This is a genomic window from uncultured Ralstonia sp., assembly GCA_913056305.1.
GTDB lineage: Bacteria > Pseudomonadota > Gammaproteobacteria > Burkholderiales > Burkholderiaceae > Ralstonia.
Genome location: CAJXMR010000052.1, coordinates 1 through 16642 on the forward strand (window position 1 = coordinate 1; position 16642 = coordinate 16642).

The 16642-nt window shown below is 65.7% G+C and carries 14 protein-coding genes; 3 read left to right on the top strand and 11 right to left on the bottom strand.

Going from position 1 to position 16642, the window contains the following annotated elements; all coding sequences use genetic code 11:
* Positions 1 to 159: 159 nt before the first annotated feature.
* The 6 genes from rimO to phaC all read right to left on the bottom strand — a co-directional run bounded on the left by rimO (position 160) and on the right by phaC (position 7681).
* Positions 160 to 1521 carry a 30S ribosomal protein S12 methylthiotransferase RimO gene (rimO, locus tag QZ609_RS11025; protein WP_295494221.1) on the bottom strand — a complete coding sequence of 454 codons (1362 nt, stop codon included), beginning with the start codon at positions 1519 to 1521 and terminating at the stop codon, positions 160 to 162.
* 66 nt (positions 1522 to 1587) lie between these two features.
* Entirely contained in the window at positions 1588 to 2568 is a 981-nt protein-coding gene (locus QZ609_RS11030; protein WP_295494222.1) for a tRNA-dihydrouridine synthase, read from the bottom strand.
* Between the two features lie 226 nt (positions 2569 to 2794).
* The gene (gene phaR, locus QZ609_RS11035; protein WP_295494223.1) at positions 2795 to 3349 is read right to left on the bottom strand and encodes a polyhydroxyalkanoate synthesis repressor PhaR; all 555 of its coding nucleotides are present in this window, start codon (positions 3347 to 3349) and stop codon (positions 2795 to 2797) included.
* 406 nt (positions 3350 to 3755) lie between these two features.
* Positions 3756 to 4496, bottom strand: a complete 741-nt coding sequence (locus tag QZ609_RS11040; protein ID WP_295494225.1) for a 3-ketoacyl-ACP reductase — start codon at positions 4494 to 4496, stop codon at positions 3756 to 3758.
* Between the two features lie 120 nt (positions 4497 to 4616).
* Entirely contained in the window at positions 4617 to 5798 is a 1182-nt protein-coding gene (locus QZ609_RS11045) for an acetyl-CoA C-acetyltransferase (protein WP_295494227.1), read from the bottom strand.
* An 89-nt stretch (positions 5799 to 5887) separates the two neighbouring features.
* Complete coding sequence (gene phaC, locus QZ609_RS11050; protein WP_295494229.1) at positions 5888 to 7681, bottom strand: class I poly(R)-hydroxyalkanoic acid synthase; 1794 nt, start codon at positions 7679 to 7681, stop codon at positions 5888 to 5890.
* Between the two features lie 270 nt (positions 7682 to 7951).
* Here phaC and QZ609_RS11055 point away from each other — a divergent pair, with 270 nt between their 5' ends.
* On the top strand, positions 7952 to 8182 hold the full coding sequence (locus tag QZ609_RS11055) for a hypothetical protein (protein WP_295494230.1): 231 nt from the start codon (positions 7952 to 7954) through the stop codon (positions 8180 to 8182).
* 4 nt (positions 8183 to 8186) lie between these two features.
* Here the strand turns inward: QZ609_RS11055 and pgeF are convergent, their stop codons facing one another.
* Together pgeF and QZ609_RS11065 are read right to left on the bottom strand one after the other, a co-directional pair.
* Positions 8187 to 8990 carry a peptidoglycan editing factor PgeF gene (pgeF, locus tag QZ609_RS11060; protein WP_295494232.1) on the bottom strand — a complete coding sequence of 268 codons (804 nt, stop codon included), beginning with the start codon at positions 8988 to 8990 and terminating at the stop codon, positions 8187 to 8189.
* Positions 8974 to 10086, bottom strand: a complete 1113-nt coding sequence (locus tag QZ609_RS11065; protein ID WP_295494234.1) for an RluA family pseudouridine synthase — start codon at positions 10084 to 10086, stop codon at positions 8974 to 8976. The genes pgeF and QZ609_RS11065 overlap by 17 nt, the downstream gene beginning before the upstream one ends.
* A gap of 15 nt (positions 10087 to 10101) precedes the next feature.
* Here QZ609_RS11065 and QZ609_RS11070 point away from each other — a divergent pair, with 15 nt between their 5' ends.
* Complete coding sequence (locus QZ609_RS11070; protein ID WP_295494235.1) at positions 10102 to 10935, top strand: outer membrane protein assembly factor BamD; 834 nt, start codon at positions 10102 to 10104, stop codon at positions 10933 to 10935.
* A gap of 66 nt (positions 10936 to 11001) precedes the next feature.
* On the opposite strand, the gene QZ609_RS11075 is transcribed toward QZ609_RS11070, so the two are convergent.
* The 3 genes from QZ609_RS11075 to QZ609_RS11085 form a co-directional block, all read right to left on the bottom strand.
* Entirely contained in the window at positions 11002 to 13116 is a 2115-nt protein-coding gene (locus QZ609_RS11075) for an ATP-dependent DNA helicase (RefSeq protein ID WP_295494237.1), read from the bottom strand.
* A 91-nt stretch (positions 13117 to 13207) separates the two neighbouring features.
* Positions 13208 to 13411 (bottom strand): DUF465 domain-containing protein, encoded by a 204-nt coding sequence (locus QZ609_RS11080; RefSeq protein ID WP_295494239.1) that lies wholly within the window; start codon positions 13409 to 13411, stop codon positions 13208 to 13210.
* Positions 13412 to 13446: 35 nt separating this feature from the next.
* Positions 13447 to 14187, bottom strand: coding sequence for a hypothetical protein (locus QZ609_RS11085; protein WP_295494241.1), 741 nt, complete (start codon positions 14185 to 14187; stop codon positions 13447 to 13449).
* A 120-nt stretch (positions 14188 to 14307) separates the two neighbouring features.
* Between QZ609_RS11085 and QZ609_RS11090 the strand changes: the two genes are divergently transcribed.
* On the top strand, positions 14308 to 16641 hold the full coding sequence (locus QZ609_RS11090; RefSeq protein WP_295494242.1) for a Tex family protein: 2334 nt from the start codon (positions 14308 to 14310) through the stop codon (positions 16639 to 16641).
* Position 16642: the final 1 nt, after the last annotated feature.

A 16642-nucleotide genomic window follows, 5' to 3' on the forward strand; every position in this document is an offset into this window, starting at 1 on the left:
GTCCCGATTGCGGTACGAACGCCGCTGACCACCACCACTTCACGTGCCATTGCTGCCTCCAACGCAGTTGAAATTGAATGGCGAGCAGTATAAACGCACGACCGTTCGCAAATTTTAGGTACGACTACCTAAGCGGAACCGGCCTTGATCGACCGGGCCTCAGACCTCGCCCCACAGGTCGTGCCCATCCGCGCCGGTGATCTTGACCGACACGAAATCGCCCGCCTTGTAGCGCTTGTACGGCTTGGACGGCGGCGCGATGTAGACCAGGCCGTCGATCTCCGGCGCATCCGCCGACGAGCGGCCGATGCCGCCATCCTGATTCACCTCGTCCACCAGCACGCGCAGCGACTTGCCCACCTTGCGCTGCAGGCGGCGGGCGGAGACGCGCTCGGCCACTTCCATGAAGCGCGCGCGGCGCTCCTCGCGTACCTCGTCGGGCAGCGCGCCCGGCAGGTCGTTGGCGGTCGCGCCTTCGACCGGCGAATAGGCAAAGCAGCCGACGCGATCCAGCTCGGCCTCGGCGATGAAGTCGAGCAGCGTCTGGAACTCTTCTTCCGTCTCGCCCGGGAAACCAGCGATGAACGTGCTGCGAATGGTCAGCTCGGGGCAGACCTCGCGCCAGGCGCGGATGCGGTCCATCGTCTTTTCGGCGTTAGCCGGGCGTTTCATGCGCTTGAGCACGTCCGGGTGGGCGTGCTGCAGCGGCACGTCAAGGTACGGCAGCACCTTGCCCTCGGCCATCAGCGGCATCACCTCGTCCACGCTCGGATACGGATAGACGTAATGCAGGCGCACCCAGGCGCCGTACTGCGATGCAAGCTCGCCCAGCGCGCCGACCAGTTCGGTCATGCGCGTCTTGAGCGGGCGCCCGTTCCAGAAGCCGGTGCGGAACTTGACGTCGACGCCGTAGGCGCTGGTGTCCTGCGAGATGACGAGCAGTTCCTTCACACCGGCCTTCAGTAGGTTTTCGGCCTCCAGCATCACTTCAGCCACCGGGCGCGAAACGAGGTCGCCGCGCATCGACGGGATGATGCAGAAGCTGCAGCGGTGGTTGCAGCCCTCGGAAATCTTCAGGTAGGCGTAGTGCTTGGGCGTGAGCTTGATACCCTGCGGCGGCACCAGGTCGACGAACGGGTCGTGTGGCTTGGGCAGGTGCGTGTGCACTGCTTCCATCACTTCGCCCAGCGCGTGGGGGCCGGTCACGGCCAGCACCTTCGGGTGCACGCTGGTGATGATGTCCTGGCCGGCGGCGTCCTTCTTGGCGCCCAGGCAGCCGGTGACGATCACCTTGCCGTTTTCGGCCAGCGCTTCGCCGATGGCATCCAGGCTTTCCTGCACGGCCTCGTCGATGAAGCCGCAGGTGTTCACCACCACCAGGTCCGCCCCGCCGTACGTGCCGGAGATCTCATACCCCTCCGCGCGGAGCTGGGTAATGATCTGCTCGGAGTCGACCAAGGCTTTTGGGCAACCAAGCGAAACGAAGCCAACCTTGGGGCTCTGCGTACTGACGTCGGACATGGGAACAACCTGATGTGGGGAGAGGATCTGTGCCGCGCATGCATGCGTGCCACGCGGATGGGCATTTTACCCTGCCGGGGCGCTCTGGCGGCCAATCTGATCCAGTGCCTGCTCGATCGCATTCTGGATCTCCTCCGGGTGCTGCAAGCGCCGGATGGCGTCGTGCAGTTCCGCCGCCTGCGGCCACGTTCGCTTGAGGTAGCCGAGCCACAGCTTGACGCGGCCGTGCTCATGTTTTGCGGAGATGCGCGCGTGTAGCTTGCGTAGATAGTCGGCCAGGTAGCCCAGCACGGTCGGCCATTCCGCAGCGGACGGTTCCCGCTCCATCTGCCCGCGGATGCGCTGGGCGAGGAACGGATCGGAGACGGCGCCGCGGCCGATCATCACGTCGTCGCAACCGCTGACCGAGCGGCAGCGTTCCCAGTCGCCCACGGTCCAGACTTCGCCGTTGGCGATCACGGGCACGGGCACGGCATCGGCGATGCGTGCGATCCAATCCCAGTGCGCAGGGGGGCGGTAGCCGTGGTCGCGCGTACGGGCGTGCACCACCAGCGACGCCGCACCGCCTTCGGCCAGCGCCGTCGCGCAGTCGATGGCCAGCGAGGTATCCGAGACGCCGAGCCGCATCTTGGCCGTCACCGCAATGTCGGCCGGCACCGCAGCACGCACTGCAGCCACGATGGTGTGCAGCACTTCAGGCGTAGCCAGCAGCATCGCGCCGCCGCCGTGCCGGTTGACCACTTTGGCGGGACACCCGAAGTTCAGGTCGATGCCATGCGGCGAGAGCGTGGCGGCTTGCGCGGCATTCCGGGCCAGCCATTCCGGATCACTGCCCAGCAACTGGATCACCATCGGCGTGCCGCTGAAGGTACGCGCGCCGTTGCGGATCTCGGGCGTCTCCCGCTCGTAGGTGCGCTCGGGCAGCAGGGAGCCCGTCACGCGGATGAACTCCGACACGCAGCCGTCGTATCCGCCGGCATGGGTCAGGACGTCGCGCATGACAAAGTCCGCGACCCCTTCCATGGGGGCAAGCAATAGCCGGCTCATGCGGATACGGGCGCCGGCCAGCGCTTGCGCTGGAAGCTGACGTCGGACATGGGTGACAACCGTGATGGGGAGACAGAAATTCGCGAGAGGACGCGCGCGACGCACACGCCTCACCGCTGAGGACGCGCATTTTACCCTGTCGCCCTCCTCCGCTCGACTTTCCGACGCCCAAACAAAAAGGCGAACCGCCGCGCGATTCGCCTTGGGGTTTCCGAGCCGACCGGACTTACTTCTTCTCGGGCGGCTGGTTGAACGGGAAGTTCCCGAACATATTCTTGGCCTGGCTCTGCATCTGCTCCTGCATCTGCACGAACAGGTTCTTGCTCTGCTCGATGTAGTTGCTCATCATGCCCTGCATCATCGGTCCCTGCATGTTCATGAACTGCGACCACATGTCGGGGTTGAAGCTGTTGCCGCTGTACAGGTCCTTCGAGTTCTCGGCCAGCTTGCTCTGGATGTCGACGAACGCCTGGATGTTCTTTTCCAGGTACGTGCCCATCATCCCCTGCATGGCGTTGCCGTAGAAGCGGATGATCTGCGCCAGCATCGAGCCGGAGAACATCGGCACGCCGCCGGTTTCCTCTTCCAGGATGATCTGCAGCAGGATGCTGCGGGTCAGGTCTTCACCGGACTTCGCGTCGATCACGCGAAATTCCTCGGTTTCCATCACAAGCTGCTTGACGTCTGCCAGCGTGATGTAGGTGCTGGTCTGGGTATCGTAGAGCCGGCGGTTAGGATATTTCTTGATCAGCCGTTCGGTGCCCTTCTTGCTGGTGGCCATCGTGCCTTTCCGTGTTGGCGATGCTGCTGCGGTGCAGCCGATGCAGTGCGAAATGACTACACCAAGCGGTGCAGCAAAATACGCGGTTGCCCGGCTGTTCCGATCCGCGTGCGAGTGCCTCAATGCAGACTCAGCGCAGATGCATCCGGTTATGATCGGACGCCCTGTGTCTCCCTGCAGAGCGCCTCCGTAATTGGATTCTATGCGGATCGCCGTGCAAAGAAAAGGCGACCTCCCCCGGGAAAAACCCGCAGCATTTTGATGCGGCTCGCGCACCTGGATGCAGATCAAAAATGGCGTCGGCACACTGCTGCGACGCACTTGGGCATCGCAGCACCAGACATGACTCGGGGGAAAAATTGCTGCGCCCATGCTGCAGCATTGCCGCGGCATGGGCGTTTGGTGGTCAGCCCATGTGCAGGCCGCCGTTGAGGGAAAAGTCCGCGCCGGTGGAGAAGCCCGACTCCTCGGACGCCAGCCATGCGCAGATCGAGGCGATTTCTGTCGGCTCGCCCAGACGCTTGACGGGGATCGTACCGACGATCTTGTCGAGCACATCCTGACGGATCGCTTTCACCATGTCGGTGGCGATATAACCCGGCGACACCGTGTTGACCGTCACGCCCTTGGTTGCCACTTCCTGTGCCAGCGACATCGTGAAGCCGTGCAGGCCGGCCTTGGCCGTCGAGTAGTTGGTCTGGCCGAACTGCCCCTTCTGGCCGTTCACCGACGAGATGTTGACAATGCGGCCCCAGCCACGATCGACCATGCCGTCGATGACCTGCTTGGTCACGTTGAACAGCGACGTGAGGTTGGTGTCGATCACGGCGTCCCAGTCGGCACGGGTCATCTTGCGGAAGACCACGTCGCGCGTGATACCCGCGTTGTTGACGAGAACGTCCACTTCACCCACTTCGGCCTTGACCTTGTCGAACGCGTCCTTGGTCGATTCCCAGTCGCCGACGTTGCCTTCGGACGGGACGAAATCGAAGCCGAGCGCCTTCTGCTGCTCGAGCCACTTCGCCTTGCGCGGCGAGTTCGGGCCGCAACCTGCGACCACGATGAAACCGTCGCGCGCCAAGCGCTGGCAAATCGCCGTTCCGATCCCGCCCATGCCACCGGTGACGTATGCGATGCGTTTGGTCATGTCTACTCCTGGTCCTTGTTGTTGGAGCCGCCCAGCTTCTTACCGGGCGGAAATGCTTAGGTGTCTCGGATCGGCGTGTGCGGTTTTCATTCCATCTCACACCGATCCACCTGCAAAAAATTACGGACGCTCAACGGCCAGCGCCACACCCATGCCGCCGCCGATACACAGCGAGGCCAGGCCCTTCTTTGCATCGCGCTTCTGCATCTCGTGCAGCAGCGTGACCAGGATGCGGCAGCCCGATGCGCCGATCGGGTGACCGATGGCGATCGCGCCACCATTGACGTTGACCTTGGACGTATCCCAGCCCATCTGCTGGTGCACGGCCAGCGCCTGGGCGGCGAAGGCCTCGTTGATCTCCATCAAGTCCAGGTCGCCCACAGACCAGCCCGCGCGCGACAGGCAGCGCTTGGATGCCGGCACTGGGCCCATGCCCATCACCTTCGGGTCCACACCGGCGTTGGCGTAGGCACGGATGGTTGCCAGCGGCGTCAGGCCCAGTTCCCGGGCCTTGGCAGCCGACATCACCACCACGGCTGCGGCGCCATCGTTCAGGCCGGAAGCATTGGCGGCCGTCACGGTGCCCGCCTTGTCGAACGCCGGCTTCAGGCCGGACATCGAATCCAGCGTCGCACCATGGCGGACAAATTCGTCCTGCGCGAAGGCGATCGGGTCGCCCTTGCGCTGCGGGATCAGGATCGGGACGATTTCGTCGTTGAAGCGGCCGGACTTCTGCGCGGCTTCCGCCTTGTTCTGCGAGGCCACGGCAAACTCATCCTGGGCCTCGCGCGTGATGCCGTACTCCTTGGCCACGTTTTCGGCGGTGATGCCCATGTGGTACTGGTTGTACACATCCCACAGGCCATCGACGATCATCGTGTCGACCAGCTTGGCGTCGCCCATGCGGAAGCCATCGCGCGAGCCCGGCAGGACGTGCGGTGCGGCGGACATGTTTTCCTGACCGCCAGCCACGACGATGTCGGCGTCGCCCGCGATGATGGCGTTGGCTGCCAGCATCACGGCCTTCAGGCCCGAGCCGCACACCTTGTTGATGGTCATGCCAGGCACCATGGCGGGCAGCCCGGCCTTGATGAGCGACTGGCGCGCCGGGTTCTGGCCGGAACCGGCTGTCAGCACCTGGCCCATGATGACTTCGCTCACCTGGTCCGGCGCCAGCTTGGCACGCGACAGCGCTTCACGGATGACAGCCGCGCCCAGCTCAGGCGCAGCGATCTTCGCCAGCGAGCCGCCAAACTTGCCCACGGCGGTACGAACCGCCGATACGATCACAACATCGGTCATTTGCTTACCTTCCACTGTCGAGAGAGAGGGTCGTTGGAAGCCGTCACCAGCCAAGGCCGTGACGGCAACAGGGGGTTATGCGCGCGATCTTACGCTTTCTGCTTGACGTAGCGGCCAGGCGCCGGCTCGATCTCCGGGTGGTCCGCATTGCCGTAGCGTTTGGGAGCGGCCTTCTGCGCGCCGGCGTGCGACGCCAGCCAGGCTGACCAGTCGGGCCACCAGCTGCCGGGATGCTCCTTGGCACCTTCGAACCACGCATCCGCGGTGTCCGGCAGCTTGGCGTTGATCCAGTGCGAGCGCTTGTTGGCCGCCGGCGGGTTGATGACGCCCGCGATATGCCCGGAGGCACCCAGCACGAAGCGCCGCTTGCCCTTGAGCAGCGGCACCGACGCATAGGCCGATTGCCACGGGACGATGTGGTCTTCGCGCGAGCCGTAGATATAGACCGGCGCCTCGATCTTGCCGAAGTCCACCGGCGTGCCCGCCACTTTCAGCTTGCCCGGCGTTTTCAGGTCGTTCTGCAGGTACGTATGGCGCAGGTACCAGCAATACCACGGGCCCGGCAGGTTGGTGGAATCGCCGTTCCAGTACAGCAGATCGAACGGCGCGGGCGTCTTGCCCTTCAGGTAGTTCTCGACGACATAGTTCCAGACCAGATCATTCGGGCGCAGGAACGAGAAGGTATTGGCCAGTTCCACACCGCGCAGCAGACCCGGCCCGGTCGGCGCCGCGTTGCCGATGGTCTGCTCGCGCATCTCCACCTGCGCCTGATCGACGAAGACATCGAGGATGCCCGTGTCGGTAAAGTCGAGCAGCGTGGTCAGCAGCGTCAGGCTCGCGGCCGGATGCTCACCGCGGGCGGCCAGCACAGCCAGTGCCGTCGACAGGATGGTGCCGCCCACGCAGAAGCCCAGCACATTGATCTGGTCCTGCGCGGAGATCTCCTGGGAGACGCGGATGGCTTCCATCGCGCCACCCTCGATGTAGTCGTCCCACGTGCGCGAAGCCATGCTGGCATCCGGATTGCGCCACGAGACCAGGAACACCGTATTGCCCTGCTCCACCGCATAGCGCACCAGCGAGTTGGCCGGCTGCAGGTCGAGGATGTAGTACTTGTTGATGCACGGCGGCACCAGCAGCAGCGGCCGCGCATGCACCTTGGCCGTCAGCGGCTTGTACTGGATCAGCTGGAAGTAATCATTCTCGAAAACAACCGCGCCCTCGCTGTTGGCGACGTTGCGGCCGATCTCGAACGCGGTCTCGTCGGTCTGCGAGATCTTGCCGCGCTCCATGTCCTGCAGCATGTTGAGGATGCCGGTGCGCAGGGATTCGCCGCGCGACTCGATCAGGTGCTTCTGCGCCTCGGGGTTGGTCGCCAGGAAGTTGGACGGCGACATCGCGGCCGTCCATTGCGAGACGGCAAAGCGCACCCGCTCGCGCGTCTTGGCGTCGGCCTGGACGGCATCGGCCATTTCCATCAGCGTGCGGGCGTTGAGCACGTAGAACGCGGCCGCATAGCCGTAGAGCGGGCTCTTGCGCCACGCCTCACTGGCGAAACGGCGGTCTGACGGGGCCACGGCTTCAGCGCCTTCGCCAGCGCTCATGTGGTGCCAGATCGCGAGCCACTCTTCCACGTATTTCCGCTGAATCTCGGCCAGCCGTTCAGGCGGGATCAAGGCGAATGGCGATGCACCTTCACCGGTCGGCGCCCCATTGAAAGCCCCAAGGCCGGGCGCTGGCGCGCCGGATTGGGCGAAGGCACCGGCAAAGGCTTGCCACTGCTTGAATTGTTCCGCCCACTGCGTGGGGTCCGCCAGGTGTTGCCACGGGCCCTGAGCCTGGGCGCTGGATGCCTTGGAAGATGCCGATTGACGCGATGCCATTGGTGCCCTCGATGCTTGCGGGAGGCGCCGCTCCGGTCGGATGTGCGGCGCAACACGCAGTATTCCGGGGCATTGTTGCCTTGCCATTTCAAAGCTGTCAATCGGAGTCGCCCGCACTCTCGCCATAGAGCGAGGCGCCACGGGGGTTTCCGCGGATTCCCCCGAGCACTCCGCAAACGTATTGGCAAAGCGCTAAGCCGGGCTATCGCCAAGGCGCGATGGTTTCGTGCGAGACTCTCGCATTGCGCCCCGCTTGAGCGCAGCCCCACCATGTATATCGTCGCAATCGCCTGGATCTACGTCGTTTTGATGATGTCCTTGACTGAGCAATCGTGGATTGCCGGTGTCGGGACCTTCATCCTGTATGGCGTGGCGCCGCTGTCGCTGTTCCTCTGGCTTGTCGGCAGCCCGGCGCGCAAGCGACGCAAGAAGGCGGCCGAAGCGGCCGAGGCGGAAGCCGCGAAAGGCGCCGCCCCCGCCTCCGGCGACGGCACCGTTTGAAACGTCACTCAGCGCGCCAGACCAGCGTGGCCATACGGCCCGTGGTGCGCTCGCGGCGGTAGGAATAGAAGCGCTCGGCGTCCGTCATCGTGCACAGGCCACCGCCGTAGACGTCCTGGCAGCCGACACGTGCGAGCCGCAGCCGCGCCAGCGCGTACAAGTCCGCAAAGAACTTGCCCTCGGCTGCGCCCTCGACGAAAGCCGCCTGGGTCGCCGCCAACTCGTTCGGCCATGCTGCGTCGATAAACGCCTGCCGCACCTCGCCCCCCACCTCGAAGCACGCCGGGCCGAGGGCCGGGCCGAGCCACGCGAGCCAGGTCGGGTCGGCCACCTGACCGAGCGCATGCAGGGCGTTGGTCATGGCATCCACGGTACGCTCGATCACGCCGCCGCACAGTCCACGCCAGCCGGCATGCGCCGCGCCCACGGTCACGCCGCGCGCATCCGACAGCAGCACCGGCAGGCAGTCCGCCGTCATGACTACACACACCCGCCCCGGCGACGACGCCACCGCCGCATCGGCAATCACGGGCGCAGCCAACGGCTGATCCAGGTTGGCGACGCCGGTGCCATGCACCTGTTCCATCCACGTCGGCTCGACCGGCAGGGCCGCACGCAGGATGTGGCGGTTCTGCGCAACGGCATCCGGTGCGTCGCCCACATGCTGGCCGAGGTTCAGACCACCCGGCAGCCCACCGGCCAAGCCGTACGGGCCAGTGCTGACGCCGCCAAGCCGCGTAGTCGCCAGTGCCTTGACGCGCGGATGCGCCGGCCAGTCGGGAACAATCCAGTCAGGTGAGATCGACATCGGAATCCATCTCCAGGGCATCCAACAGGTCGGCGAAATCTTCGGGCACATCGGCGTGCCAGTGCACGGCCTTGCCCGAGGCCGGGTGCACGAGGCCCAGCCGCACGGCATGCAGCGCCTGCCGCGCGAAGGGCGCCGGCAGCGGTGCCTTGATCGTCTGCGGCCGGCCACGGCGGAAGTTTCGCGCGTAGACGGGGTCGCCCAGCAGCGGGTGCCCCTCCGACTCAAAGTGCACACGGATCTGGTGCGTGCGGCCGGTCTCCAGCTGGCAGCGCACCAGCGACACCTGCGCGCGCCCCAGGTCAACCACATCGAGCGTCTTGAAGTGCGTACGGGCCGGCTTGCCGCTGGCCGTCTCGATGATGGCCATGCGGGTGCGGTCGCGCGGGTCGCGGCCGATGGGGGCGTCGATGGTGCCCTCCTCCGGCGTTTCGCCCCACACCAGCGCGAGGTAGGTCCGCTTGACGGTGCGCGCCTGCAGCTGGCGCACTAGGTCGGTTTGGGCAGGCAGCGTGCGGGCGACCACCATCAGCCCGGAGGTCTCCTTGTCGAGCCGGTGGACGATGCCGGCGCGCGGCAACTCGGCGGCTTGCGGGTAGCGATGCAGCAGGCCGTTGAGGACCGTGCCGCTCCAGTTGCCGGCAGCCGGATGCACCACCAAGCCGGCCGGCTTGTTGATCACCAGCAGCGTGTCGTCCTCATAGACGATATCCAGTGCGACAGGCTCGGCGACGAAGGCGTTTTCAGCGGCAGCGCGCTGCGGGATGACCTCGATGCGGTCGCCGCCCGAGACGGCCGCGCGCAGGCGCACCGCCGCGCCACCCACGGTCACGGCGCCGGCGTCGATCCATTGCTGCAGGCGGCTGCGCGAGTAGTCGGGCAGCAGCTTGGCGAGCGCCTTGTCGAGCCGCTCGCCGTGCAAGGTTTCAGGAACCTCGACGACGATCGGGGCCGCGGCCTCGCCCGCGCCTTCGGCGCTCAAGTCGAGCGCGTCGTCGTCGAGCGTGTCGTCGGTTTCTTGCGAAGTGACGGAAAGGTCGGTGCCTGCGTTTTCGATCACAGGGCTTGGGCTATAATGCTTGATGCGATTTTTCATTCAGAAAAGGTGCCCATGTCGGCCACGAGCATGAAGCTGGCGCGCGTTCGCGCACGAATTGGAGCAGCACTGGCGGCGGGCATTGCATGCCTGGCCATCTCGGCTTGCGGCATCCTGCCGGAACAGCAAGACGAAACCGCAGGCTGGTCAGCCAACAAATTATATTCGGAAGCGAAGGATTCGCTCGACGGCGGCGACTATTCGAAGGCCGTCAAGTACTACGAGAAGCTCGAGAGCCGCTACCCGTTCGGCCCGTTCGCGCAGCAGGCGCAGATCGAAACCGCCTACGCCAACTACAAGGACGGCGAAACCGCCGCCGCGCTGGCTGCGGTCGATCGCTTCATCCAGCTGCACCCGAACCACCCCAGCGTCGATTACGCCTATTACCTCAAGGGCCTGATCAACTTCAACGACAACCTGGGCTGGCTCGGCCGCTTCTCCAACCAGGATCTGAGCGAGCGCGACCCGAAGGCCGCCCGCGCCGCCTACGATGCGTTCCAGACGCTGATCAAGCGTTTCCCGAACAGCAAGTACGCGCCGGACGCCGCTGCGCGCATGCAGTACATTGTCAACGCGCTGGCTGACCATGAAGTGCAGGCCGCCCGCTACTACTACCGCCGCGGCGCCTACCTGGCTGCCGCCAACCGCGCGCAGCAGGCCATCAAGGACTACGATCGCGCGCCGGCCGTGGAAGAAGCGCTGTACATCATGATGAAGTCGTACGACGCGCTCGGCATGAAGGACCTGCGCGACGATACCGAACGGGTCATCAAGCAAAACTACCCGAAGAGCGATTTCCTGGCCTACGGCCAGCGCAAGAAGGACAAGCCTTGGTACCAGTGGTGGTAAGCACGGTTTGAGCGGCACAGCAAAAAGCCCGGTCGATTGGCCGGGCTTTTTATTTGTAATTGCGCGTCACACTGAGGAATCGCTTGCGGGCGGATCAGCGGGCCGCAGCGAACGCAGGAAACCCGCCGCCGTATCGGCCTCGCGCGTGCGCTTGAACGGCGGCAGGCTCTGCCAGATCTGGCGGCCGTAGTTCTTCTCCACCAGGCGTGGGTCGCAGATCATCAGCACGCCGCGATCCGTCTCGGAGCGGATCAGCCGCCCCGCGCCCTGCTTGAGCGTGATGACGGCGTGCGGCAACTGGTGCACGGCAAACGGGCTCAGGCCCTTCTTCTCCAGCGCTTCCATGCGCGCGCTCAGCACCGGATCATCGGGCGGCGCGAACGGCAGCTTGTCGATCACGACCAGCGACAACGCCTCGCCGCGCACGTCCACGCCTTCCCAGAAGCTCTGGCTGCCGATCAGCACGGCGTTGCCGAGCGCACGGAAGCGGTCCAACAGTTCCGTGCGGCTGGCCTGCCCCTGCACCAGCAGCGGAAACTCCCAGCCGCGCTGGGCAAATTCATCGGCCAGGCGCTCCGCTGCGCGATTGACGGCACGCAGCGTCGTGCACAGCAGGAAGGTCTTGCCGCCGGCGGCTTCGATCATCGGCAAGGTGGCATCGAGTACCGCGTCGGTAAAGCGCGGATCGCTCGGCTGCGGCAGATCGCGCGGCACATACAGCAGGCCCTGCGACGCGTAGTCGAACGGGCTATCGAGCGTCATCGAGCGATCGCGGTCCAGGCCGAGCTGCGCGGCGTAGTGTGTAAAGTTGCCGCGCACCGAGAGCGTGGCTGAGGTGAAGATCCACGCGCGTGGTTGGCCGGCGCGCTGGCGCGAGAAGATCGGCGCGATCGACAGCGGCGTCAGGTGCAGTTGCACGGAGTTGGCGAAGACCTCGACCCAGCGCACGCGCTCGTCGACGGGCGCGGTCCCTACGGTCTCGCCCGCCTCGTTCTTCACCACTGGTGCTGGCTTGGGACTCGCCCACGCGTCCAGCCTCTCGCACAGCGCCGCGGCACGGCGGTGGCATTGCTCGATCGTTTCGGCGCGTTCGGCTTGGGCTTCCAGCGCGCCGGTGAAGTCCGACAGCGCTTGCTCCAGTTTGGGCAAGACCTCGTAGAACGGCTTGCCGACCGTCGGGTCGCTGTCGAGCTGCTTGATGGAGAGGCGCGCCCCATCCTGGCGGAACACTAGGCGCAGATCGCGCGCGGCCCGCTCCAGCGGCGCGGCGATCGCCACCCAGTCCACCGCATCGCGCGCGTGCGACAGACCCTCGGCCACGCTGTCGCGCGCGAGTTCCAGGATCTGATTGGTGGAGATCGTCTCGCCGAAGAACAGCGTGGCGGTCTCGGGCAACTGGTGGGCTTCGTCGAAGATGATGGTGTTGGCCGCCGGCAGCAGCTCGGCCATGCCGGTGTCCTTGAGCATCACGTCGGCAAAGAACAGATGGTGGTTGACCACCACCACGTCGGCCTGCTGCGCTTCCTTGCGGGCACGCATGACGAAGCAGTCCTTGTAATACGCGCAGTCCGAACCGAGACAGTTGTCGCGCGTGGACGTAACCAGGTTCCATACCGGCGCGTTCTCCGGCACGGTGGAAAGCTCGGCCTTGTCGCCGCTCTGCGTGGTCTTCAGGAAGCGATTGATCTCGCGCAGCCACGCCGCGTCCTGACGGGAAGACAAGCGCCCGTTCTGCGACGTGCGCTCCAGGTGGTAGTGGCAGAGGTAGTTCGCGCGCCCCTTGAGCAGCGCCACCGACACGGGCGCGTTCAACGCCTTGCGCACCGTCGGGATGTCGCGCAGGAAGAGCTGGTCCTGCAGGTTCTTCGTCCCCGTCGACAGAATCACCTTGCCGCCCCAGAGCATCGCGGGGACGAGATAGGCGTAGGTCTTGCCCGTGCCGGTGCCGGCCTCGACGATCAGCGAATCAGCAGCCTCGATGGCGTTGGCCACGGCCTGCGCCATCGTCAACTGCGAGGCGCGCGGGCGATACGACTCGATGCCCTTGGCCAGCGTGCCGTCGTCGGCGAAGAGCGTCGCCAGCTCGGCATGGTGGGCGTCAGCGGGGACGGTTGCGGGAGCGTCACCAGCATCGGCATCGGATTCAGCCGACGGCTCGGCGAGCGGGGAAAGCGAAGTCAACGGAGAAAGGTCCCTGGAGGTACGGAGTCAAAGACGGGGATGGCGGATGCCGCACGCGATGGCGGCCTCTCAGGATTGGATCAGCCAATGCTCAGGCCGGCACGTCCGGCTCAAGCTGCAACTGTAGCAGCGTGATGGTGTCCTTGAGCTTGAGGCGGCGCTTCTTGAGGCGGCGCAGCTGCAGCTCGTCGTGGTCCACTTCCGACGCCAGCCGGTCGATCAGGAAATCGAGATCGCGGTGTTCGATCTGCAGCTCGATGATGCGTCGCGAAATCGTGTTCAGATCGGTATCCATCACTTCCTCCCGGGACACCCGCCCACGCTGAGAGTTTAGAACCCGAGCGGGCTCGTGTTGTTATTGTTTTGCTCGTTGCGGTGCTTGCTCTGCTCGCGGCGCTCTTCCAGTTCTTTCTGGCGCTGCGCGGCCCCCTGCTGCTTCTCCTGATACTGCTTGGCGTTCTCGGCACGCTTGGCGGCATTGGCGGCACCCTGCTCTTGCGCGGCCTTGAGCTTGGCGTCGTAGTCCGACTGCTTCTTGCCGTGAGCCTGTGCATTGGCGGCACGCTGCGGGGCGCCGGCCTCGCGCTCAGCCTCGTTCAGGCGCTGCTGCTCCTGCTTTCGCTCGAAATCGGTGCGGTTCTTCTGCTCACTGGCCTCGCGCTGCGGGCGCTCGGCGTCGGACTGGGTCTGGCGGATGGCGCGGTCCTGGTCACGGCGCGCGGCACGGTCGGCGCGCTCGGCTTCGTCCAGTGCCAGTTCGCGCTCGCGGATGGTGTGCAGCTCGGCGCGGCGCGCATCCTTGGCCTTATCGATGCAACGTGTGACGAAGAAGTTGTCGTAGCAGGCGCGCTCGGTTTGCTGGTAGCGGTATTCGGCCCAGGCTTTTGCGCTATTGATGCGATCGTGTTCCGCGCCGAAATCGGGCGGCGTATCGGCGGAAGCACTGGCCGCAGCAGCCGGCTGCGACTGGCTCCATGCTGGCGTCGCGCACAGCGCGGCCAGCAGCAGGACCAAGCGGGAAACACGGCGCGCACCGGCGCGGCGTTGGGCGGAAGACGAGAGCGTAGGCATAGCGCCTATTTTATCACCGCGCTTGTGCGGCCCGCGCCGCGCGGCCACGGATTTCCGCCTCCGGAATACGCAGCGCGTTGTGGCAAAATGCGCGGCTTTCCCCCGCACTCTCTGGAAGCAATGACCGACTCCGTGTTGCAGAAGATCGTCTCCCGCATCGCCGTTGAACTGGCGGTCCGCCCGCAGCAAGTCGCGGCCGCCGTGCAACTGCTGGACGAAGGCGCCACCGTGCCGTTCATCGCGCGCTACCGCAAGGAAGTGACGGACAACCTGGACGACACGCAACTGCGCAACCTGGAAGAGCGCCTGCTGTATCTGCGCGAGCTGGAAGACCGCCGCGCCGCCATCCTCGCCTCCATCGACGAGCAAGGCAAGCTGACCGACGCGCTGCGCACCGCCATCGAGGCCGCCGAGACCAAGCAGGTGCTGGAAGACCTCTACCTGCCCTACAAGCCCAAGCGCCGCACGCGCGCCCAGATCGCGCGCGAATGCGGCCTGGAGCCGCTGGCCCAGGCGCTACTGGCCGACCCGACGCTGGACCCGCAGGCCGAGGCCGCCAAATTCGTCAACGGCAATCCGACCGCTGACGGCGGCGTGCCCGACGTGAAGGCCGCGCTGGACGGCGCGCGCGACATCCTCTCCGAGCAATTTGGTGAAACCGCTGCGCTGCTGGGCAAGGTGCGCGACCACCTGTGGAACCAGGGCCAGGTCTCGTCGACCGTGGTGGAAGGCAAGGAAACCGCCGAGGAAGAGAAATTCCGCGACTACTACGCCTACAGCGAACCCATCCGCAACGTACCGTCGCACCGCGCGCTGGCGCTGTTCCGCGGCCGTAATGCGGGCGTGCTGTTCGTCAAGCTGGGCCTGGGCGAGGAGCAGGACGCGATGAGCCCGCACCCGTGCGAATTCATGATCGCGCGCCACGTCGGCATCGAAAACAAGGGCCGCGCGGCCGACAAATGGCTGTCGGATGTGTGCCGCTGGTGCTGGCGCGTCAAGGTGCAGCCGCATATCGAGACCGAGTTGCTGACGCAGCTGCGCGAGTCGGCCGAAGCCGAGGCCATCAAGATTTTCGGCCGCAACCTGCACGACCTGCTGCTGGCGGCCCCGGCCGGCCCGAAATCGGTGATGGGCGTCGACCCGGGCATCCGCACGGGCTGCAAGATCGCCGTGGTGGACCACACCGGAAAGCTGCTGGAGACCGCCACGATCTACCCGCACGAGCCGCGCCGCGACTGGAACGGCTCGCTCGCCACCATGGCCCGCCTGGCCAAGCAGCACAACGTGGCGCTGGTCTCCATCGGCAACGGCACGGCCAGCCGCGAGACCGACAAGCTGGTGCAGGACCTGATGCGCAACATGCCCGAGCTCAAGCTGACCAAGATCGTGGTGAGCGAGGCCGGTGCGTCGGTGTACTCCGCGTCGGAACTGGCCGCCAAGGAATTCCCCGAGCTGGACGTGTCGCTGCGTGGCGCAGTATCGATTGCCCGCCGCCTGCAGGACCCGCTGGCCGAGCTGGTGAAGATCGACCCGAAATCGATCGGCGTCGGCCAGTACCAGCATGACGTGAACCAGCGCGAGCTGGCTCGCGCGCTGGACGCCATCGTCGAGGACTGCGTGAACGCGGTCGGCGTGGACGTGAACACGGCCTCCGCCCCGCTGCTGGCGCGCGTGTCGGGCCTGAACTCGATCCTCGCCAAGAACATCGTCGAATACCGCGATGCCAATGGCGCCTTCGCCAACCGTGCCGCGCTCAAGCAGGTGCCGCGCCTGGGCGACAAGACCTTCGAGCAGGCAGCGGGCTTCTTGCGCATCAACGCGGGTGACAACCCGCTCGACCGCTCGTCCGTGCACCCGGAAGCGTATCCGGTGGTCCAGCGCATCCTGGATCGCATCAAGAAAGGCATCGGCGACGTGCTCGGCAATCGCGAGGCACTGCGCGGCGTGTCCGCCCAGGAATTCACCGACGAGAAGTTCGGTCTGCCGACCGTGGTCGACATCCTGTCCGAACTGGAGAAGCCCGGCCGCGACCCGCGCCCCGAGTTCAAGACGGCCACCTTCCAGGATGGCGTGGAAGACATCAAGCACCTGCAGCCCGGCATGGTGCTCGAAGGCGTGGTGACCAACGTGGCGGCCTTTGGCGCCTTCATCGACATCGGCGTGCATCAGGATGGCCTGGTGCACGTGTCGGCGCTGTCGACCAAGTTCGTGCGCGACCCGCACGAGGTGGTCAAGCCGGGCCTGATCGTCAAGGTCAAGGTGATGGAGGTGGACGTGAAGCGCAACCGCATCGGCCTGACCATGCGCCTGTCGGATGAGCCGGGCCAGACCCCCGCGCGCGCCGGCGGCGGTGATCGCCCTGCCGGTGGCGGCAACCGACAAGGCGGCCAGCAGCGCCGCGAAGTAGCGCCGGCCGGCGCCATGGCAGAGGCCTTCGCCAAGCTCAAGCGCTGAC